Consider the following 19560-nt stretch of genomic DNA (forward strand, 5'->3'; position numbering starts at 1 on the left):
CTGCAGGCGTCCTGCGACATCCTGCTCGGCTGGTTTAGTTCGCCGCGGTTCGGCAGCAATCCCGATGGCAGCGCGGCAGATGCGATGGGCACCTCGGACTTCTATATCCGGCAGTTGCGTGACGGCAAGGGCTCGGCGGTGGTCGAGGACATGTCGATCGACCGGCTCGGTTGGTACGGTGCGCTGTGCGGCATCGTGCTGGCCCAAGCACATGCCCGCACCGCCGCCCGCACCGCCATTGCCGAGTACGTCGACGGTCTCGGCAAGAGCTTCGATCGGGCCATCGCTGACTGGTCGCTGCGCTATGCGGCCATCAACGTCGACGATCACGCTCGTTTCGTTGCGGCCATCGCGGCCGGTGACCTGAGTTCGGCTTCGCTGGAGTACTGAGCCAGGCCCGGTTCACGTGGATTGGGTGATGGCATGAGGTGCCGCCGCCAGTAGCGTTTCGGGTGACGGGAGTGTCGGTCGAAGGAGGCGCGGTGGGTCCATTAGTAGGTGAGCTTCTACCGCTGGGGCTCGGTGTCGCGATCTCGCCGATCCCGATTATCGCCGCGATTCTGATGCTGCTCGGGCAGCATGCCCGGACGACGAGTGTCGGGTTCGCGCTGGGCTGGGTGACGGGCATAGTCGCGGTGACCGTGCTGCTGGTCTATCTCAGCGGCGCGATTGCCGGTGACGGCGGTTCCCATTCGCAGGTCGCGTGGCTGAAGCTGGTGATCGGTGTCCTGCTGGTGGCCCTTGGTGTGCGCAACTGGCGCGGCCGGGACGGTGCGGCGACGACCCCGAAGTGGATGTCGACAATCGACAGCCTGCGTCCGATTGCCGGATTCGGTATGGGTTTGGCACTTGCCGCAGTGAATCCGAAGAACCTCTTGCTGTGCGTCGGGGCCGGTACGGCAATAGGTACCGCAGGGCTGACTGGCGGCGACGAGGCGGTCGCGATCGTCGTATTCTCAGCGATCGCCGCCGCGTCGGTTCTGGGGCCGGTGCTTGCGTACCAGATCGCCGCAGACAGGTTGGCGGCACCGCTGGACCGACTCCGTGCCTGGTTGCAAGAACACAACCAGGCAGTCATGGCAGTCCTCCTCCTGGTGCTCGGTGTGACCCTTTTTGGTCAAGGTCTCGGCGGTCTACTTGCGGTCTGACCAGCCGATTCGGTCACTCGACCGGCGGTGAGGTAACGTACTGATCGCTACAAACCGGGGTATGGCGCAGCTTGGTAGCGCGCTTCGTTCGGGACGAAGAGGTCGTGGGTTCGAATCCCGCTACCCCGACGCAAGGTTGAGATTGCAGAAGAGGCCCTGACCAGGGTTAACCTGGTCAGGGCCTCCTCGTTTCTGCGGTGTTGCTCGGCGGCGCTGACGCGGGTACCCAGGCCGGGTCTGGATTTCGTGCACTATGGGTGACGCGCGCGTGCCGCCCGCCTCCTAGCGTGGCCTACATGCCGAGCCTCAATGCAGCAACCAACGACCTGACCCTCGACGAGATGCGGGCGATCGCCAAGGACGCGTACGTCTACGGCTTTCCCATGGTGGATCTCTATCGGATCGTGCATTCGTATGCGGTCGATAGGACCGGGCGCGACTACAAAGGCGAGTGGAATCAGCTCCACAGCAGTGCGCGCGTGTACACGCCTGCCGATACCACGATCCAAACTCCGAACTCGGACACGCCGTACGGCTCGCTCGTGGCCGATCTGCGGACCGAGCCGCTGGTGATCACGTTGCCGGTGATCGAGGACGGCCGCTACTTCTCGGTGCAATTCGTTGATGGTTACACCTATGTCTTCGGTTTGCTGGGCACTCGGACGACCGGGAACGATGGCGGCAGCTATCTGCTGGCCGGCCCCGACTGGGGCGGCGAGACCCCGGCGGGCGTCGACGGGGTGCTCACCTGCCCAACGACGTACGCGATGGTGCTCTTCCGGACCCAGCTCTTCAGTCCCGACGATGTGTCGAACGTCGCGGCGATCCAGAGCCAGTATCGCGTGATGCCGTTGTCCGAGTTCACGCACCGCGCAGCGCCCGAACCTGCCCCGCCGATTGACTTCTACCGTCCGCTGTCGGTCGCCGACGAGCGGACATCACTCGAGTTCTTCAGTGAGCTCTGCTTCGTTCTCAGCCAGGCGCCGACAATGTCTGGCGAGGAGGAGATCCGCGAGCGGCTTGCGCGCCTCGGTATCGCCCCGGGAGAGCATTTCGACGCCGCATCGCTGAGCCCGGAGCAGCACTCGGCCATCGCCGGCGGTGTCGCCGACGCATGGGCTGAGATGAATCAGAACGTCGTCGCGAAGCTCCTGTCGGGTGAGGTGTCCTCGGGAGATCTCTTCGGGTCGCGCGCAGAGCTCGGCGACAATTACCTGTACCGGATGGCCGGCGCCGTCGTCGGCATTCTGGGCCTCCCCGGTGCCGAAGCGCGATACTTCCCCGTCAAGCAAGACTCGGACGGGGTCGCGCTGACCGGTGCGAACCGATACACCCTCACCTTCGACGAAGGGCAACTACCTCCGGTGCAGGCGTTTTGGTCGGTGACGATGTATCGCCTGCCCGAGATCCTGCTGGTCGCTAACCCGATCGATCGGTACCTGATCAACTCCCCGATGCTCGGTGACCTCACGCGTGACGACGACGGCTCGATCACCCTCTATCTGCAGCGGTCCTCCCCGGGTGGGGGCAACGAAGCCAATTGGCTGCCCACGCCCGACGGCGACTTCGAGTGCATCTTGCGAACCTATTGCCCGGCCGAGGCCGTGCTCGAGGGACGTTGGCTGCCGCCGCGCCCGGTCCGCGTCCAGTAGTGCCCCATAGCGTGGTGTAGCCCGGTGACCGGGACCGTATCGAGCAGCGTGTCGTTGCTCGGAGCGGGAGCGGTCACCGTGTGATCCTTCGAGGAATCTCCTACAACCCACTCGAACGGAGTCATCACGATGAACGCACCACACATTGTCGACCCTTCGGGCTTGCTGAGCCAAGCCCTGACCGATGCGGCGCCCGATTTGATGCGCGAGCTTCTGCAAACCATGATCAACGCCCTGCTCTGAGCTGATGCCGACGCGGTGTGCGGCGCTGAATGGGGCCAGCGATCAGCTGAGCGCACCAACCAGCGCAACGGGTACCGGCACCGCGCCCTCGATACCCGGGTCGGCACGATTGATGTCGCCGTACCGAAACTGCGGCAGGGCGCATATTTCCCGGAATGGCTACTCGAGCGCCGCAAACGCGCTGAAGTAGCGTTGATCACCGTGGTCGCTGACTGCTACCTGGCCGGGGTGTCCACCCGCCGCATGGACAAGCTTGTCAAGACTCTTGGGATCAACTCGCTGTCGAAGTCGCAGGTCTCACCGATGGCCGCTGATCTCGATGAGCACGTCGAGCAGTTCCGGCACCGACCTCTGGGGATGCGGGCCCGTTCACGTTCGTTGCCGCGGACGCGTTAACGATGAAGGTCCGTGAAGGTGGTCGCGTGGTCAACGCGGTCGTGCTGGTCGCGACCGGGGTCAACGCCGACGGGCGCCGCGAGGTCCTGGGCCTGCCGGTGGCCACCGCTGAAACCACCGTGGTGTGGAACAGTTTCTTCGCCGACCTGCTCGCCCGCGGCCTGACCGGAGTCCGGCTGGTCACCAGTGATGCTCATGTCGGCCTCGTCGAAGCGATCGCAGCGAACCTGCCCGGGGCAGCATGGCAACGCTGCCGCACCCACTACGCGGCGAACCTGATGAGCGTCACCCCGAAAAGCCTGTGGCCGGCAGTCAAAGCGATGCTGCACTCGGTACAGGACCAGCCCGACGCCGACGCGGTCAACGCCCAGTCCGACCGCCTACTCGACTACGTCGACACCAGGGCGCCCGACGCCCACGACCACCTCGGCGCCGCCCGTGCCGACATCCTGGCTTTCACTGAATTCCCCGAAGGCCTCTGGCAGCAGATCTGGTCAAACAACCCCAACGAACGCCTCAACCGCGAAATGCGGCGGCGCACCGACAGCGTCGGGATCTTCCTCAATCGCGAAGCGATCATCCGCCTGGTCGGCGCAGTCTTAGGTGAACAAACAGACGAATGGGCCGAAGGACGCCGCTACCTCGGCCTAGACATCCTCGCCAAAAGCCGGTTCACCCCCGTCCCCGACACCAGAACCGAGGTGAACACCGACACCACTCTCGAACTCAGCGCTTAACCAGCAACAACGAAGGATCGCAGCGCTACACCACTACCCGGGACTTGACCCCGCGTCCGGCAGGGCTGACTGGCCGCTATCGGCCATCGGGGGGCTGGGCGGCTTCCATCGCGGCTTCGGTGTCTTGTGCGGCCGAACCCCCGGTCAGAAGGACATCTGCCCACCTGGTCGCCGGGTCGATGTCGACGAGCAGCGCCTTGCTCAAGATGGTCAATGGCACCGCCAGGATGGCGCCGAGGGGTCCGAGGATGAACGCCCACACCAGCAGTGACAGGAATGTCAGGGTCGCTGAAAGGCCGACCGCGTCCCCGACGAACTTGGGCTGAACGATCGACTGCAAGACGATGTTGATAGCGCTGTACACCACGATGACCAGCACCATTTTGCTGACCCCTCCGCCCAGCAAGGCCAGCATGGCCGGCGGAACCAAACCAAGGATGAATCCGATGTTGGGGATGTAGTTGGTGATGAAGCTCAGTACTCCCCAGAGAATCGGGAGTGGGATACCGACCCACCAGAGGAATCCGGCGTCGAGGACCGCAACGATGAACCCGAAGACGGTCGTCACCACGAGGTACTTCCGGGTGCCCAGCGCGAAACTGTTTAATGCGCTGGCGATGTCGGGCCGCGCGTCGTGTAATGCGGTCATGCGGTCGGTGAAACCGATCGAATCGGCGGCCATGAATAGCACGAGCACGATCACCAGAACCAGGGTCGAGGTGAGCGACGTCAGTTGACCGACCACACCGCCGACTGCGTCGACCACCTTGCTCGCGTCGACGTGCGAGATCGCATTGTGGAACGACTCCGAGGTCACTCCGTGTTTGCTGAGCGTCTGCTCGAGGTTGTGGACTATTTTGTCGAACTGGTCCGAGTACTGCGGGAGGATCGAGGTGAGCCGGACAAGTGAGAATGCCACCGAGGCGAACAAGGCAAGCAGGATGGCATAGACCGCAAGGATCACGGTCAGGCTGGCTACCCATGCTGGCCACCCGCGCGCCCGTAGCCAGCGGCTGATTGGGTGTACCGCCACCACCAGCATGAGTGCCAGGAACACCGGGCCGACGATATCGGCGACCGAGCGGAGACCGGCCACGCTGACCACCAGTCCGGCCATGCCCAGCACGACGATCAGGCCGCGAGGCATGGCCCACGGTGGACTGGTTGGCGGCGATGGAGGCGCAGTGTCGTTCATGTCTCCATCGTTGTGGCCGGGAATGGGGGCGTCATCACGCAGATCATGCGAACTGGGGACATACAATTGCACGATGACGCACGTGGCCCACTATCTTGATGCTGCGCGGGCAGCGGCGGCCGAGTCCATTCTGATCGAAACCAAAACACATGTTCCGCAGTGGCGGACCGGATCGGTCAGCCGGGCGCCGATCGTGGGGGCGGCCCGCCGGAGCGGCGCCCAAGTGGTTACGGTCACGGCGCCAGCGGGGTACGGGAAGTCCACTTTGCTCGCGGAGTGGGCCGCGACCGAGGACCGTCCAGTGCGCTGGGTGGGTTTCGATTGGATCGACGACGAGGCCGGATTCGTGCTGGCGCTGATTGCCTCGGCGGTGTCTGAGATCGCGCCTTTGGCGAGTGCGGTGGAATCGGGGGTGCCCGCGGGCGATTCGGAAGTGCTCGGTCGTTCGGTGCCGCTCCTTGCGGCGGCGCTGTCGCGTGCGCCGGAGCCCTTTGTGCTGATCCTCGATGATCTGCATCGGATTTCGTCCGAAGCCTGTGGCGACGTGCTGGAGGTGCTGCTCGGAGCCGTCCCGGAAGGTTCGCAAGTGATCTGCGCCGGACGGTCGGCACCGGCGTTCCTGGCGCGATTGCGGTTGCATGGCTCAAGCTATGAGCTCGACGCACCGGACCTGCGTCTGGATCGAATGGCCGCGCGTCAGATCTTCAGCCAGGCGGGGGCCTGCGGAGTCAGCGATTCTGAACTCGACAGGGTCGTCGAACTGTGCGAAGGCTGGGCCTCCGGACTGCATCTCAGTGCGTTGCTTGCCAGCTCCGGTGTCCCGACCGCCCGGATATCGGGGCAGGACGTTTACGTCGCGGACTACCTGCATACCGAGTGCTTACGCCGCCTCCCGCGCGACCTGCAAGACTTCCTGCGGCGCACGGCGGTACTGGAACGGATGTCGGCCTCACTGTGCAACGACCTGCTGGGGATTGACGATTCGTGTGCCTACCTTCGTCGGCTGGAAGACGCCAACTTGTTCTTGGTGCCGCTGGATCATGAACGAGCGTGGTTCCGGTATCACGCGCTGTTCCGTGGCTTCTTGCTCGCTGATCTCGAGCGCACTGATGGCGCACAGGCGGTCGCTGCGCTGCACCGCGCCGCCGCCCAGTGGCTACGGGACCACGCGATGACGGTCGAGGCGGTGGAGCACCTCCTGCAGGCCGGCGACCAAGAGCAGGCTGCGGAGCTGATCTCGGCGATCGCGCTTCCGCTCTATCAGCGAGGCCGTATCGCACTCGCGCGTGACTGGTTCCGCAGGCTCGGTGATCCGGTGATTCGGCGCGACTGGCGGCTTGCCGTACTGGTGGTGTGGAGTGCCATGCTGCTGGGTGAGGTACTGGGCGGTGAGAACTGGAGCCGTGAACTGCAGGCCATAGACGAAGAAGCGGTCCCCGCCGATGACCGCGAGAGCTTCCGATCGGCGCGCGCCATGATCGACGCCGCCGGATGCCCGAACGGATATCGGGCGGTGACGATTGACGCGCGGCTGGCAGTCGATTCCGAAGCCGTCGACAGTCCTTGGCGTGGCCAGGCATTGCACCTGCTGGGCTCGGCGCAATTGCTGTGCGGCGACGCCGCTGCCGCGCGTACGGCATTCGAGGAGGCTATCGTCGCCGCAGATCGGATGGACAACTCCGATACGGTGATTCTGTCCGAACCCGAACTCGCGCTCATGGATATGGCGATCGACGATTGGGCGGGCGCTGCCGCCCATGCCGACTGCGCCGTCGCACGCATCGAGGCTCATTCGATGCACGGCTACTCGACCACCGCGCTGGCCCTGGCTGTGGCCGCGCGGATCGCCCTGCACCGTGGCGATACCGAACGAGGCGGCCAGTTGCTCACGCAAGCGATGCGGGCGCGTTCGGGGTGCACCTACCTGTTGCCCTGGCTGTCGATCCGGGTGCGCCTGCAATTGGCCAAAGCGTACGTGTCGCTGGGCGATCGCTCGGCGGCCAGGCAACTGGTTCGCGAGATCGATGATCTACAGGCCAAACGTGCCGTTGGGGGCGCGCTCGACGAGGAGGTCACCCGGTTCCGTGCGGGCCTCGAACGTGACGGGGTCGCCGGTGGGGCCGCGCTGCTGACCCCCGCCGAACTCCGGTTGCTGCCGTACCTGCAGACGCACCTGACGATCGCGGAGATCGGTGGACGACTGTTCGTGTCGCGGAACACGGCCAGCAGCCAGGTCAGTTCGATCTACCGGAAGCTGGCGGTCAACTCGCGCAGCTCGGCGGTGGCTCGCGCGACGGAACTCGGTCTGCTCGGCAGCTGAACGAATCGATTCACCCGATCTGCATGATGACGGTCCCGGTATCAGACGCAAGGCTACGTGCAACGTCATTATTCGCGTCGGGACGAGTCCGGCGTGGGCGACCACTTAACCGCCGAGGCGGGAGACGAGGAGTGCGCGTTGAGCACCGAACCGACACACCAGAACACCGCAGCAGGGGGCACCGTCGTCGGGGAGCAGTTGCCGGTGTCGCGCACGTTGCCGTTTCCGCCGAAGCCCTCCGGTAGCTTCGCCGGCCGTACCATGGCCGAGTCGACCTACTCGCCGCTGCCGCCGCAGCGGAATTTGCCGGAAACCGCACCCAATATCCTCGTGGTGCTGATCGACGACGCCGGGCCAGCTCTCCCTGCGCCGCTGGGCGGAAAGGTCGCCACGCCCACCCTGGCCCGGATCCGAGAGGCCGGCATCGGATACAACCGGTTCCACACGACGGCCATGTGTTCGCCCACGCGGGCGTCATTGTTGACTGGCCGCAACCATCACCATGTCGGCGCCGGTCAGATCGCCGAGCTCGCCAACGACTGGGACGGCTACTCCGGTCACATTCCCAAGAGTTGCGCGACAATTGCCGATGTTCTTGGCGGTTACGGGTACGCCACCGCCGCCTGGGGTAAGTGGCACAACACGCCTGCCGAAGAGACCACGAAGGCCGGGCCTTACACCAACTGGCCGACCGGCAGCGGGTTCGACTACTTCTACGGCTTCCTGGCCGGAGAAGCGTCCCAGTACGAGCCGAACCTGGTGCGCAATACGACGAGCGTCCTGCCCCCGAAATCACCCGAAGAGGGTTATCACCTGAGTGAGGATATCGCCGACGACGCGATCTCCTGGATGCGAGATCACAAGGCGCTCAGCCCGGACCAGCCGTTCTTCATGTACTGGGCGACCGGTGCCATCCACGGCCCGCATCACATCATGAAGGAGTGGGCCGACAAGTACGATGGCGCCTTCGACGACGGCTGGGACGTCTACCGGGAGGAGGCGCTGGCTGGCGCCAAAGCAGCGGGATGGGTGCCCGAGGATGCGGAGCTGACGCCCCGTCCCGACTCCCTGCAGGCCTGGGACGACGTTCCAGAACATCAGCGTCCGTTCCAGAGCCGGCTCATGGAAGTGTGCGCCGGGTTCGGTGAGCACGCCGACGTCCAGGCCGGGCGGGTCATCGACGAAATAGAGCGACTCGGATATCTCGATGACACGATCATCGTCTACATCTGGGGTGACAACGGGTCGTCGGGCGAAGGCCAGAATGGCACCATCAGCGAATTACTGGCCCAGAATATGATTCCGACGACCGTCGACCAGCACATCGCGGCTCTAGAAGAACTGGGCGGACTTGATGTGCTGGGATCCGCTCAGGTCGACAATCAGTATCATGCTGCCTGGGCGTGGGCCGGGTCCACGCCGTATCAGGGGATGAAGCTGCTCGCCTCGCACCTCGGAGGCACCCGGAATCCGATGTTCATCCAGTGGCCGGGCCGGATCGACCACGACCCCGAGCCGCGCACCCAGTTCCACCACGTCATCGACATCGCCCCGACGCTCTACGAGATCATCGGGATCACGCCTCCGGACACGGTCAATGGGAATCCGCAGGATCGGATCGACGGCGTCAGCCTCGCCTACTCGATCGATGACAAGTCCGCCGAGGGGCGCAGGCGCGTTCAGTACTTCGAGATCATGGGCAGCCGGTCCATCTATTCCGATGGGTGGCTCGCCTCGGCGCTCGGTCCGCGCCTGCCGTGGGTTCCCGGCGCACCGCCCGGAATAGCGACGTGGACACCCGACCAGGACGAGTGGGAACTGTATAACCTGGACGAGGACTGGAGCCAGGCGAACGATCTTGCCGCCGAGTACCCCGAGCGCCTTGCCGAAATGAAAGAACTGTTCGCGATCGAGGCGGCACGCAACGATGCTCTCCCGATCGGCGGCGGCCTCTGGGTTCCGGTGATGCATCCAGAGGATCGAATCGCACCCCCGTACTCCGAATGGGAGTTGTCGGGTGACACCACGCGGATCCCGGAGTTCTGCGCTCCCGCCCTCGGGACCAAGGCGAACCTGGTGACGATCGACGCCACCGTCGGAGACGGCGTCAATGGCGTCCTGTACAAACTGGGCGGCGCCGGTGGCGGGCTCACGGCCTTCGTTGTCGACGGCGTTTTGACGTTCGAGTTCAACTTGTTCTTGATGCAACGGACGATCATCACCGCGGCGACGCCGTTGCCTGCGGGTGAGGTGACCATCGAGATCGAAACCGCCGTCCTCGAACCGCGTCCAGCATCGCCCCTTCGGGTGACGCTGCGGGTGAACGGCGAGGAGGTCGGCTCGGGCACGGTGCCGATCAGTGTCCCGCTGCTGTTCTCGGCCAACGACTGCTTGGACGTGGGCCGCGCCTACGGTGGACCTCCGTCGCGCGCATACGCCGACCGGATGCCGTTCGCCTTTGAGGGAGTGATCTCCCGGATGCGCGTCGAATACTTGCAGCCGGCACAGGCTTAGCCGGTCAATATGCAGCATGCGGGTTCCGGGGTTGATCTGGTCGAGCTGCCCGGTGGCGCGTTCCTCATGGGATCGGAGGACTTCTACCCGGACGAGCGGCCAGTTCACGAGCGGACCGTCGGGCCCTTCGCCATCGATCGGTTCGAAGTGACCAATGCCCGGTTCGCCGAGTTCGTCGACGCGACCGGGTACCGCACTGTTGCCGAGCGGGACCTCGATCCGGCGGCGTTCCCGGGGGCCGACCCGGCAGATCTGGTCCCCGGATCAATGGTGTTCACCCCGACCGACGGGCCGGTTGATCTGCGCGATTGGCGAGCGTGGTGGCGCTGGCAGCCGGACGCGAACTGGCGGCGTCCATTCGGTCCAGGTTCGCTGATCGACGATCGGATGGACCACCCGGTAGTGCACGTCGCCTACCAGGACGCGGCCGCATTTGCGCGCTGGGCGGGTCTGCGGCTGCCCACTGAGGCCGAGTACGAGTACGCGGCGCGCGGCAAAGCCGCGGGGAATCAACCTTACGCCTGGGGTAGCGATCCCTACCTGGACGGCGTCGCCCAGGCGAACACGTGGCTTGGCCGGTTTCCCTACGAGAATCTCGGCGTCGGAGGCACAGCTCCGGTGGGTTCGTACCCGGCCAACGGGTTCGGGATCCACGACCTGATCGGGAACGTTTGGGAGTGGACTTCCGACGTGTACACCCCTTGCCACTTGTCGCCGGATGATCGTGCGCGCAGGGCAGTGGTCCGTGACAACCTACTCATCACCGATTTGGGCCGCCCCGTGACCGAGAGTTCCGACGGCCGACGTGTCCTGAAGGGTGGCTCCTATCTGTGTTCCCCGTCGTACTGCCTACGCTTTCGCCCCGCAGCGCGCTCACCACAAGCGGAGGACACCGGCATGTCGCATGTCGGCTTCCGGTGCGCAGTCAGTCGATGAACGGCTCAGACGGTACCGGAGGGCCCGGGCGCGCTCAGTGCCCGTGGCCGAGAGTCGGCACGGTCGGATCGTGCCGGATCACGCGAGGGTGTTCTCCAGCTGCGGAAGAAACTGATCGACGGTCTCGTCCGCACCGCCACCGGAACGTGTCGCGACCAGCGTGAGCAGGGTCGCCTCCGGCCGACACGAGAAGCGGGCGGGTGCATAGGGCGAGGTGCCCAGGCCGGCGCTCACGTGCAGCTTCATCGTCGAACCCCAATTGGACAATCCCTTGACCCGCGAACGATCCAGGTGGCAGTTGGTCACCAATGCGCCGTAGCCGGGAACGCACAGCTGGCCGCCGTGCGTGTGGCCGGCGAGCACCAGGTCGTAGTCGTCAGCGGCAAACTGGTCGAGCACCCGGGGCTCCGGGGAGTGGGTGAGTCCGAGACGCAGCTGTGCCAGCGGATTGGGGCGCCCGGCGATGGTCTCGTATCGGTCCCGGCCGATGTGCGGATCGTCGACCCCGGCCGCCGCTACTCGGACTCCGGCCACCTCGAGCTCGCGCACGGTATGTGTGGTGTCCAGCCAGCCGCGCTCGGAGAATGCGGCCCGCAGGTCCTGCCACGGCAGCGGCTCGCCGTGGGTGCGCTGATGGTCCTTGCGGAAGTACTTCATCGGATTCTTCGGCGTGGGGCCGAAGTAGTCGTTGGAGCCGAACACGAACAGGCCAGGGCGTGACAGCAACCCGCCGAGCGCCTGCACAACGGCGGGAACAGCGGCCGGGTTGGCGAGGTTATCGCCGGTGTTGATCACCAGGTCCGGTTCCAGGTCGTCCAGCTCGCTGATCCACGCTTGTTTGACCCGCTGGCGCGGCAGCATGTGGATATCGCTGATGTGCAGTACGCGTAACTGGCCGGACCCCGGCTCGAGAACTGCTGCAGTGGCCTCTCGGAGGGTGAAGGCGTTGCGCTCGATCACTGTCGAGTAAACCAGTCCCGCCGCCGCCGCTCCGGCCGCACCGGCAGCCAGTCGGGCCGCGGGCGAGGAGAGTGGGGTGGAGTTGTTTTCGCGGACTCGGGCCATCGCTCCAGGATACCTGTGTCCCGGACAATCCCCAGGCAGTCGCGTCAGCCTTCGGGGACCTCGATCACCACCGGGCCCACTCCGGGCACGGTGACCGTCTTGGAGGTGACGCCGCCGCCACCGCCCTTGGCGCCGTTGCTCACGTAGACCGCGATCGCGGTGCCCGGCATCGCGCTGTCTGACGGTGCGGTGAAGACGACGGTGCCCTTGGGCTTGCCGCTGTCGACCTCAAGCTCGTTGACCGTGAAGCCCGCCTCTTGCAGTCGCTGGACGGCCTGGCTCACCGGCAGGCCTGCGACGTTGGGGATGCGTCCGCGGTTGCTGCCGCGGACGAACTGCGGGTCATTCGCGGGTAGCCGAACCGGGCCGAACTTCTCGGCGACCGGCAGGATCGCTTTGAACCATGTCTGCGCCGGTTCCATCCCGCCGTACAAGTTGCCGTCGTAACACTGGCGCAACGGCGATGAGCAGATGCCGGAGGGATTCGGGCCGTCGTTGTAGACGTAGGCGGCCGCGGCCAGCTGGTTGGTGTAGCCAAGGAAGGCCGACGAACGATGCGCTTCGGTGGTACCGGTCTTGCCCGACATGGGGAGTGTCCAGCCGCTTGCCGCGGCGGCTGCAGCCGAGGTGCCCGCACCCTGGTCGTCGTAGCTGAGGGCATTGGAAAGCGCGCTGGCCAGACCGCGTTCGACGACCTGCTCGCACTTGGGTGGGTTGAACGGGACGTTGACCAACGCTGGCTGGCCCTCGGGCGTCAGCACCGCGTTGCCGTACGGATCGCGCTTGGCCTGCTGGATCGAGACGATGGGGCTCGGGGGGCACCAGATGCCGCCGGAAGCCAGGGTGGCGCCGACGTTGGAAAGCTCCAGCGCATTCACCGGGAACGGGCCGAGGGTGAACGAGCCGTAGTTGCCCTTCTTGATGTAGTCGGCCAGACTCTGGTCGCCGTTGCCGGACGAGCCGGGCACCGCGTACGAGCGCAAACCCAGGCGGACGGCCATGTCGACGGCCGACTTCACTCCGGTCTGCTGCAGCATCTCGACGAATGTCGTGTTCGGGGACTGGGCGAGCGCCTGCGGGAGCGGCAGCGCGGCCGGATACGCGCCTGCGTTCTTGACGCAGTACGCGTTCACTGGGCACCCGAAGGCGCCGTTGCTGTTACCCATCCCGGTGACGGCGATACTGGACGGCACGTTCAGTACGGCGCTCGTGCCCAGGCCCTTCTCCATCGCGGCGGCGGTGGTGAAAATCTTGAACACTGAGCCGGCGCCGTCGCCCACCAGGGAGAAGGGTTGCGGCTGCACGGTCTGGCTGCGCTGCTGGTTGAGGCCGTAGTTTCGGCTGGAGACCATCGCCAAGACGTCGTGCGATTCATTTCCGGGTCGAACGATGCTGATGACGTTCGCGATGCCGTCGACGTCCGGCGACGACTGCGACTGGGCGGCGCGGAGGGCATTGGCCTGCAGCTCCGGGTTGAGCGTCGTGCGGATGGTGTAGCCGCCGCGCGTCACTGTCGATCGGGTCAGTCCGTTCTCGGCCAGGTATTGCAGGACGTAGTCACAGAAAAAGCCGTTGTCGCCCGCGGAGATGCAGCCTTGTACCGGTGTGCGCCGTTCCGGCAGCACTCCGAGAGGCTGCGCTTTGGCCGCATGCAGCTCCGCGGACATCTGCGGAAAGTTCTCAATCATGGTGTCCAGCACCAGGTTTCGTCGTGCGATGACGCCTTCAGTGTTGGTATACGGATTCAGCGACTCGCTCGACTGCACCATGCCAGCAAGCATCGCGGATTCGCCGACGGTGAGTTCCTTGGCTGGCTTGCCGAAATAGGTCTGCGCGGCCGCCTCAATGCCGTAGGCGCCGTTACCGAACGGAACCATGTTGAGGTAGCGGGTGACGACCTGCTTCTTCACATCCTGCTTCGCGGTGACCTCGTCGACGCCCTGTTCGCGCACTACCTGCTCGGTGAGCGTCTTCTCCAGGACCATCGCCATCCGGGCCTCGCGCAGTTTGCGGGCCGGGGTTGATTCGACGGCAGCCTCGCGCTCCGCCTCGGTTCGGGCCAACACCAAAAGTTGGTAGTTCTTGATGTACTGCTGATCCAGGGTCGAGGCGCCTTGCTGCACCTCGCCGGACGACTGATTCTTTACTGCCGCGCGGAGGGTGCCGCGCCAGTCCACGCCGTCGTGTTCGAGGAAGCGTCGGTCTTCGACGGAGATGATCGCCCGAATCATGTTCTGCGAGATGTCGTTGTAGCCCACCACCGTTCGGTACTGGTCATACAACAGCGCGATGGGGGCGCCGTTCACGTCGGTCACCGTCGTCACTTCCGGAACGGTGCCGTTGAGAAGTTCCGAGGAGGTGTTCTCCATGGTGGCGGCCGCCCGGTTCGACAGCATGGCGGCGCCGCTGGCGAACGGGAACATGAGTCCGGCGACCAGCACCCCCGCCAGCACGAGCGCTAACGCGAGTCCAGGGAGCTTAGTGGTCTTCCGCACGAGGTCAACGATACGTGGCCGTGTGATCCGAACGGTTGATCCCGCACCGGAAGTGTTGCGTGGCGGTCGGTTGTGGGTTTGCATGGAGGAGTGTTGGTTTCTGTGCGTGCGTGCCTTGATCTAACCGTGACTTGCATTCTTCGCGCGCGAATCAATAGATTGAACGCAGTGAGTTGCACAACAACAAACCTGTTTGTGTGACTTACGTCGCATAGATGATCTGCTGCATGTCCCGATACCCGGGGTGTGCCGATGGGTTCGGTGAAAGGCGGAGTACCGCAATGACTTTGGCCCCTCTGTCCAACGGAGATTCCGAAGCTCGCCTCGCATGGGTCGCGCAGGCGCGCTGTCGCGGAAGCAATCCCGATGACCTTTTTGTTCGAGGCGCGGCACAACGCAAGGCTGCAACGATCTGCCGGCACTGTCCGGTGCAATTGGAGTGCGGCGCCGATGCACTCGACAACCGGGTGGAGTTCGGAGTCTGGGGCGGGATGACCGAACGCCAGCGCCGCGCACTCTTGCGTCAGCACCCTGAGGTCACGTCCTGGGCGCACTTCTTCGAAGTGCAGCGGAGTCGCCAGCGACTCGCCGCGGTTCCGGTGACGCTCGGCAACTGACCTTCCTCCGGGGTGGTCGGCGCGCGGACCGCGCGCCCGCTTTGCATACGGCATGGCGCTCGCCTAGCGTCGGCGCCATGAGTGACCAGTCACCTGCCGCCGGCGACTACTTCGGGCGCACCTTGCCATCGCCCCTCCGCTATGCGGTGCTCCTCATGTATGTCGGGACGGCCTTCCAGGTGTCCGTCGGGATTTTCTTTTTCTCCTTCGTCGGCAGTTTGCGCACCGATCCGCGCGTCATCAACACTTATCGCGATCACGTCGCCGCGCGCGGTGGCGATGCGCAGCAGATGATTGACAGCGCCGTCAGCAGCTGGCGGCTTGCCGCCGTGGGTGTTTCGATCGCCCTCACCGCGCTCTGGCTCACGATGGCGTGGGCCGCTCGCACCGGCAAGAACTGGGCGCGCCCGACCGCCACGGCTATCGGCCTCGTCGGTATCTTCGGGTCGGTTTACACACTGCTCGGCGGCTTCGAATTCGTCGCCGTCATCACCCTCGTGCTGTCGGCTGCGATCCTGGTGCTGATGTACCGCCCGGAGTCGGCGGCGTACTTCGAGTCGGTCCGGCTTGCCCGATCCTGACGATCAGCCGAACCCGGCGATCAGCCGAGCCTGACGATCTGCGCGGAGACGTCGCGCAGTGCCTTGGCGTCCGAGACCTCGAACGGTAGCGCCGGAACCTCGACGTGCGGCACGCTCGGATTGGCCGAGGTGAACCGGGCCAGTAGGTGCTGCTCGCGCTGGGCCTTGATAGCTCGGTCCACGTGGATCGACAGCACACCACGGGTCAAGGGATCGTCGGTGCGCTCGGCGGCTGCCTGTGCGATCGGTGTGGAGATGTCCGTCAAGTTCGGTGTCGTGCGGTTGACGATCAGCCCGCACAGTGGCATCGAATCCTGCGCCAACCGGCTGACGAAGAAGCTTGCCTCACGCAAGGCATCTGCTTCCGGTGCTGCCACGACGACAAACCTGGTACCCGGCCGTTTGAGGAGTGTGTAGGTGCGGTCGGCGCGCTCTTGGAAGCCGCCGAACATGGAGTCGAGCGATTGCACAAAGACGGCGACGTCGCGCAGGATGTCCGCGCCGATGATGGTGGCGATACCGCGCATCGCTAGGCTCATCGCGCCGGTCAGCACGCGGCCGACGCCGCGGCCGCCGCCGATCAGCATCCGCATCAGTCGGCCGGACAGGAATGAGCCGAGGCGCTGCGGCGCGTCCAGGAAATCCAGCGCGTTCCGGGACGGCGGGGTGTCGACGACGATCAGATCCCACCGCTTCTCCTCGAGGAGCCGCCCGAGCTTTTCCATCGCCATGTACTCCTGTGTGCCGGAGAACGATGAAGCGACGGTCTGATAGAACGCGTTGTTCATGATCGCTTCGGCGCGTTCGGGGGTGGAGTGCTCGATCACCATGTCGTCGAAGGTTCGTCGCATATCGAGCATCATCGCGTCCAGCGAACCGCCGCTGTCTCCGCTGATCGGTACCGGCTGCGGCTCGTTGGTGAGCTCACTCATCCCCAGCGACTGGGCGAGGCGCCGCGCCGGATCAATGGTCAGCACGGCGACGGTGCGACCGCGCTCGGCCGCGTACAGTGCCATCGCTGCCGCAGTCGTCGTCTTGCCGACTCCGCCGGATCCGCAGCAGATCACCACGGTGGTTTCCGGGGCAAGCAGGACCCCGCTCATCTTCAAGTCGGTCATCGCTAGACGCCTGCCTCTCGCATCGCGGCGGCCAGTAGGTACACGGCGCCGAGGTCGATGTGCTCGTCGATCTCCGGGAGCGTGATCTGTGGGGCGTCGACGGCGTCGAGATCGGCCTGCGCCACCTGCTGGGACTGCATGCGGATCGCGTAGTCGGTGGTCTCGGCGACTAGGCCGGTCAGGTCGTCGTCGCTCACCGGCAGCCCCGCCTGCGCCAGACTGGCCCGCAATGCCGCGGCGTCGAGGTTGCCTTCGGCGATGGCGTCGAGCGCGTCGTACGGCAGATAGGCCGAACTGACCCGGTTGACGAAAACTGCGCCGATGTTGAGGTCTTTCGCGGTCAGCTCATCGACGGATTCGATGGTCTCCTGAATCGGCATGGCCTCGAGGAGGGTGCACAAGTGCACCACGGTCTGTGGGCTGTGGAGCAGCCGCACGACACCTTCGCTCTGATTGCGGATCGGTCCGGACTTGGCCAGATCACGCATCGCCGAGGTGACGTCCAGGAAGTTGCCGATCCGGCCGGTCGGCGGCGAATCGACGACGATGACGTCGTAGAGCAATTGGCCCTTCTTGTCGGTCGCAATCACGCGTTCTTTGATCTTGCCGGTGATGACCACGTCCCGCAGGCCCGGGGCGACGGTCGTGACGAAGTCGATCGCACCGACCTTTTTGATCGCCTTCCCGGCGAATCCGAGGTTGTAGAACATGTCGAGGTATTCCAGGAGCGCGTACTCGATGTCGATCGCGAGGGCCCAGACGCCGCCGCCGCCCTCGGCCGCGGCGACCGGGTGATCGGTCGGCGGCAGCGGCGGAACGTCGAAGATCTGGGCGATGCCCTGGCGTCCTTCAACCTCGACGAGCAGCACCTTTTTGCCCTCGGCGGCCAGCGCGACGGCGAGCGCGGCGGCGACTGTGGTCTTGCCGGTTCCGCCCTTGCCGGACACGAAGTGAAGACGGGCATCACGGGCCAACGCGGGCCAGGAGTCTCCTTGCACGATTAACGGCTCTATCGTCACCAGTTCACCTTATCGACCGCGGTGTCCGGGAGAAGAATCAACCGATAAGGTTGCACTATGAGTGAACTCACCACCTGGGAATACGCGACCATTCCGCTGCTTACGCACGCGACCAAAGACATCCTGGACACCTGGGGTAGCGACGGCTGGGAGCTGGTCAGTGTGCTGCGCGGCCCGACCGGCGAGCAGCACGTCGCCTATTTGAAGCGGCCGACTAACTGATGCCGGCCGGAAGCTGGAGCGCTCGCCTGGCGGAGCTCGGGCTGGCGCTGCCCGCCGTGGTAACTCCGGTCGGCAGCTACACGCCCGCGCTGCAGGTCGATAACCTCGTGCACACCTCGGGGCAGTTGCCCGTGGTCGACGGCGAGTTGACCCTGCGCGGCAAGGTCGCCGAGGGCGCCGAGGGGGTCGTCTCGCCCGAGCAGGCACACGCGGCCGCCCGGTTGTGCGCGCTCAACGCCCTCGCGGCGATCGACGCGCAGGTCGGCATTGACCGGATCATTCGCGTAGTCAAGGTGGTCGGCTTCGTCGCCTCGGCGCCTGGTTTTACCGGTCAGCCCGGCGTGCTGAACGGCGCCTCCGATCTGCTCGGCGAGATCTTCGGCGAGGCTGGCGTGCATGCCCGGTCGGCCGTCGGGGTAGCCGAGCTTCCCCTCGGTGCGCCGGTGGAAGTGGAGATGGTCGTCCAGGTCGAGGTCGACTGACATGAGTGGAGCGTGGCCAGTGCACCCCGCCTACGGGCAGGTGCGGCCGGTGACGCCCTTCGCGTCGGTGCTGCTCCGCGACAATCCCGGGCTGATGGAGCTCGACGGAACCAATACGTGGATCCTGCGCGCCCCCGGAAGTCCGACCGCGGTGGTGGTGGATCCTGGCCCGCCCAAATCGGGTCGACATGTGCGCTCGATCGCCGCTGCCGCCGGCGACGTCGAGCTGACCCTCATCACCCATCGCCACTACGACCACACCGGCGCGATCACCAAGATGCGCAAGCGCACCGGCTCGGTGCACCGCGCATACGACGACCGGTTCAGCCACGGTGCGCCGCGGCTCACCGACCGCGAGGTGATCGATGCGGCGGGGCTGCGCATTACCGCGCTGCACACCCCTGGGCACACGGCCGATTCGATGAGTTTTTTGGTGCAGTGGGAAGACCAGCGGGCGATCCTCACCGGTGACACGATTTTGGGGCGCGGCACCACAGTGCTCGATCCGGCGGACGGCGGCCTGAGTGACTACTTCCACTCCCTGAACCGGCTGATCGTCGAGGCATCGGACGCGCATCTCCTACCCGGTCATGGGCCCGATCATCCGAAACTGGGGCCGGTGGCACGCTATTACAAGGCGCACCGTGAGGAGCGACTCGACCAGATCCGGCAGGCCCTCGACGAGCTGCGGGTCAGCCCGCAGCGCGCGAAGCCGATGAAGGTGGTCCGCAAGGTGTACGCCGATGTCGACGAGTCGCTGTGGCCGGCGGCGAAGATGAGCGTCAAAACGCAGTTGGAGTATCTGCGCAGCCTGTGAGGG

At 65.3% G+C, this 19560-nt stretch carries 16 protein-coding genes, 1 tRNA gene and 1 pseudogene; 13 read left to right on the forward strand and 5 right to left on the reverse strand.

Going from position 1 to position 19560, the window contains the following annotated elements:
* From WAW85_RS01370 to WAW85_RS01390, 5 genes and pseudogenes are all read left to right on the forward strand, one after another.
* Nucleotides 1-390, forward strand: a 390-nt coding sequence (locus tag WAW85_RS01370; protein ID WP_422557870.1) for a DUF2252 family protein, incomplete at its 5' end; no start/stop codon positions are given.
* 92 nt (nucleotides 391-482) lie between these two features.
* Complete coding sequence (locus WAW85_RS01375; protein WP_422557871.1) at nucleotides 483-1148, forward strand: GAP family protein; 666 nt, start codon at nucleotides 483-485, stop codon at nucleotides 1146-1148.
* A gap of 55 nt (nucleotides 1149-1203) precedes the next feature.
* Nucleotides 1204-1277, forward strand: a tRNA-Pro gene (locus WAW85_RS01380).
* Between the two features lie 167 nt (nucleotides 1278-1444).
* Nucleotides 1445-2800, forward strand: a complete 1356-nt coding sequence (locus WAW85_RS01385; RefSeq protein WP_422557872.1) for a DUF1254 domain-containing protein — start codon at nucleotides 1445-1447, stop codon at nucleotides 2798-2800.
* 129 nt (nucleotides 2801-2929) lie between these two features.
* Nucleotides 2930-4176 (forward strand): annotated as a pseudogene (locus tag WAW85_RS01390) (IS256 family transposase).
* Nucleotides 4177-4252: 76 nt separating this feature from the next.
* Here WAW85_RS01390 and WAW85_RS01395 read toward each other — a convergent pair.
* Entirely contained in the window at nucleotides 4253-5323 is a 1071-nt protein-coding gene (locus WAW85_RS01395; protein ID WP_422557873.1) for an AI-2E family transporter, read from the reverse strand.
* 121 nt (nucleotides 5324-5444) lie between these two features.
* Here WAW85_RS01395 and WAW85_RS01400 point away from each other — a divergent pair, with 121 nt between their 5' ends.
* The 3 genes from WAW85_RS01400 (at nucleotide 5445) to WAW85_RS01410 (ending at nucleotide 11141) form a co-directional block, all read left to right on the forward strand.
* Nucleotides 5445-7691 (forward strand): LuxR C-terminal-related transcriptional regulator, encoded by a 2247-nt coding sequence (locus WAW85_RS01400; protein WP_422557874.1) that lies wholly within the window; start codon nucleotides 5445-5447, stop codon nucleotides 7689-7691.
* A 261-nt stretch (nucleotides 7692-7952) separates the two neighbouring features.
* A complete protein-coding gene (locus tag WAW85_RS01405; RefSeq protein WP_422557885.1) occupies nucleotides 7953-10205 on the forward strand; it encodes an arylsulfatase in 2253 nt (750 codons plus the stop codon).
* A gap of 9 nt (nucleotides 10206-10214) precedes the next feature.
* Nucleotides 10215-11141 carry a formylglycine-generating enzyme family protein gene (locus WAW85_RS01410; protein ID WP_422557875.1) on the forward strand — a complete coding sequence of 309 codons (927 nt, stop codon included), beginning with the start codon at nucleotides 10215-10217 and terminating at the stop codon, nucleotides 11139-11141.
* 78 nt (nucleotides 11142-11219) lie between these two features.
* On the opposite strand, the gene WAW85_RS01415 is transcribed toward WAW85_RS01410, so the two are convergent.
* Nucleotides 11220-12206 (reverse strand): metallophosphoesterase, encoded by a 987-nt coding sequence (locus WAW85_RS01415; protein ID WP_422557876.1) that lies wholly within the window; start codon nucleotides 12204-12206, stop codon nucleotides 11220-11222.
* Nucleotides 12207-12250: 44 nt separating this feature from the next.
* Nucleotides 12251-14701, reverse strand: coding sequence for a penicillin-binding protein (locus WAW85_RS01420; RefSeq protein ID WP_422557877.1), 2451 nt, complete (start codon nucleotides 14699-14701; stop codon nucleotides 12251-12253).
* 281 nt (nucleotides 14702-14982) lie between these two features.
* Between WAW85_RS01420 and WAW85_RS01425 the strand changes: the two genes are divergently transcribed.
* Together WAW85_RS01425 and WAW85_RS01430 are read left to right on the forward strand one after the other, a co-directional pair.
* Nucleotides 14983-15318 carry a WhiB family transcriptional regulator gene (locus tag WAW85_RS01425; protein WP_422557878.1) on the forward strand — a complete coding sequence of 112 codons (336 nt, stop codon included), beginning with the start codon at nucleotides 14983-14985 and terminating at the stop codon, nucleotides 15316-15318.
* A 77-nt stretch (nucleotides 15319-15395) separates the two neighbouring features.
* Nucleotides 15396-15899, forward strand: coding sequence for a hypothetical protein (locus WAW85_RS01430; RefSeq protein ID WP_422557879.1), 504 nt, complete (start codon nucleotides 15396-15398; stop codon nucleotides 15897-15899).
* Between the two features lie 20 nt (nucleotides 15900-15919).
* On the opposite strand, the gene WAW85_RS01435 is transcribed toward WAW85_RS01430, so the two are convergent.
* Nucleotides 15920-17017: an ArsA family ATPase gene (locus WAW85_RS01435; protein ID WP_422557880.1), complete on the reverse strand. Its 1098-nt coding sequence runs from the start codon at nucleotides 17015-17017 to the stop codon at nucleotides 15920-15922.
* A gap of 2 nt (nucleotides 17018-17019) precedes the next feature.
* Complete coding sequence (locus tag WAW85_RS01440; RefSeq protein ID WP_422557881.1) at nucleotides 17020-18036, reverse strand: ArsA family ATPase; 1017 nt, start codon at nucleotides 18034-18036, stop codon at nucleotides 17020-17022.
* 57 nt (nucleotides 18037-18093) lie between these two features.
* Between WAW85_RS01440 and WAW85_RS01445 the strand changes: the two genes are divergently transcribed.
* The 3 genes from WAW85_RS01445 to WAW85_RS01455 are packed head-to-tail and all read left to right on the forward strand — an operon-like array spanning nucleotide 18094 to nucleotide 19557.
* Nucleotides 18094-18258: a hypothetical protein gene (locus WAW85_RS01445; RefSeq protein WP_422557882.1), complete on the forward strand. Its 165-nt coding sequence runs from the start codon at nucleotides 18094-18096 to the stop codon at nucleotides 18256-18258.
* Nucleotides 18258-18740, forward strand: a complete 483-nt coding sequence (locus WAW85_RS01450; protein ID WP_422557883.1) for a RidA family protein — start codon at nucleotides 18258-18260, stop codon at nucleotides 18738-18740. Before WAW85_RS01445 ends, WAW85_RS01450 begins: the two co-directional genes overlap by 1 nt.
* Nucleotide 18741: 1 nt before the next feature.
* Nucleotides 18742-19557: an MBL fold metallo-hydrolase gene (locus WAW85_RS01455; RefSeq protein WP_422557884.1), complete on the forward strand. Its 816-nt coding sequence runs from the start codon at nucleotides 18742-18744 to the stop codon at nucleotides 19555-19557.
* Nucleotides 19558-19560 lie beyond the last annotated feature (3 nt).

Source organism: Gordonia sp. (in: high G+C Gram-positive bacteria) (assembly GCF_049299075.1).
Taxonomy (GTDB): Bacteria; Actinomycetota; Actinomycetes; order Mycobacteriales; family Mycobacteriaceae; genus Gordonia.

Excerpts from the sequence above, each read along its gene's own strand:
- WAW85_RS01410 (WP_422557875.1), top strand. The coding sequence starts at position 10,215 with ATGCAGCATGCGGGTTCCGGGGTTGATCTGGTCGAGCTGCCCGGTGGC.
- WAW85_RS01395 (WP_422557873.1), bottom strand. The coding sequence starts at position 5,323 with ATGCCTCGCGGCCTGATCGTCGTGCTGGGCATGGCCGGACTGGTGGTC.
- WAW85_RS01450 (WP_422557883.1), top strand. The coding sequence starts at position 18,258 with ATGCCGGCCGGAAGCTGGAGCGCTCGCCTGGCGGAGCTCGGGCTGGCG.
- WAW85_RS01415 (WP_422557876.1), bottom strand. The coding sequence starts at position 12,206 with ATGGCCCGAGTCCGCGAAAACAACTCCACCCCACTCTCCTCGCCCGCG.
- WAW85_RS01430 (WP_422557879.1), top strand. The coding sequence starts at position 15,396 with ATGAGTGACCAGTCACCTGCCGCCGGCGACTACTTCGGGCGCACCTTG.
- WAW85_RS01385 (WP_422557872.1), top strand. The coding sequence starts at position 1,445 with ATGCCGAGCCTCAATGCAGCAACCAACGACCTGACCCTCGACGAGATG.
- WAW85_RS01400 (WP_422557874.1), top strand. The coding sequence starts at position 5,445 with ATGACGCACGTGGCCCACTATCTTGATGCTGCGCGGGCAGCGGCGGCC.
- WAW85_RS01445 (WP_422557882.1), top strand. The coding sequence starts at position 18,094 with ATGAGTGAACTCACCACCTGGGAATACGCGACCATTCCGCTGCTTACG.
- WAW85_RS01425 (WP_422557878.1), top strand. The coding sequence starts at position 14,983 with ATGACTTTGGCCCCTCTGTCCAACGGAGATTCCGAAGCTCGCCTCGCA.
- WAW85_RS01405 (WP_422557885.1), top strand. The coding sequence starts at position 7,953 with ATGGCCGAGTCGACCTACTCGCCGCTGCCGCCGCAGCGGAATTTGCCG.
- WAW85_RS01435 (WP_422557880.1), bottom strand. The coding sequence starts at position 17,017 with ATGACCGACTTGAAGATGAGCGGGGTCCTGCTTGCCCCGGAAACCACC.
- WAW85_RS01455 (WP_422557884.1), top strand. The coding sequence starts at position 18,742 with ATGAGTGGAGCGTGGCCAGTGCACCCCGCCTACGGGCAGGTGCGGCCG.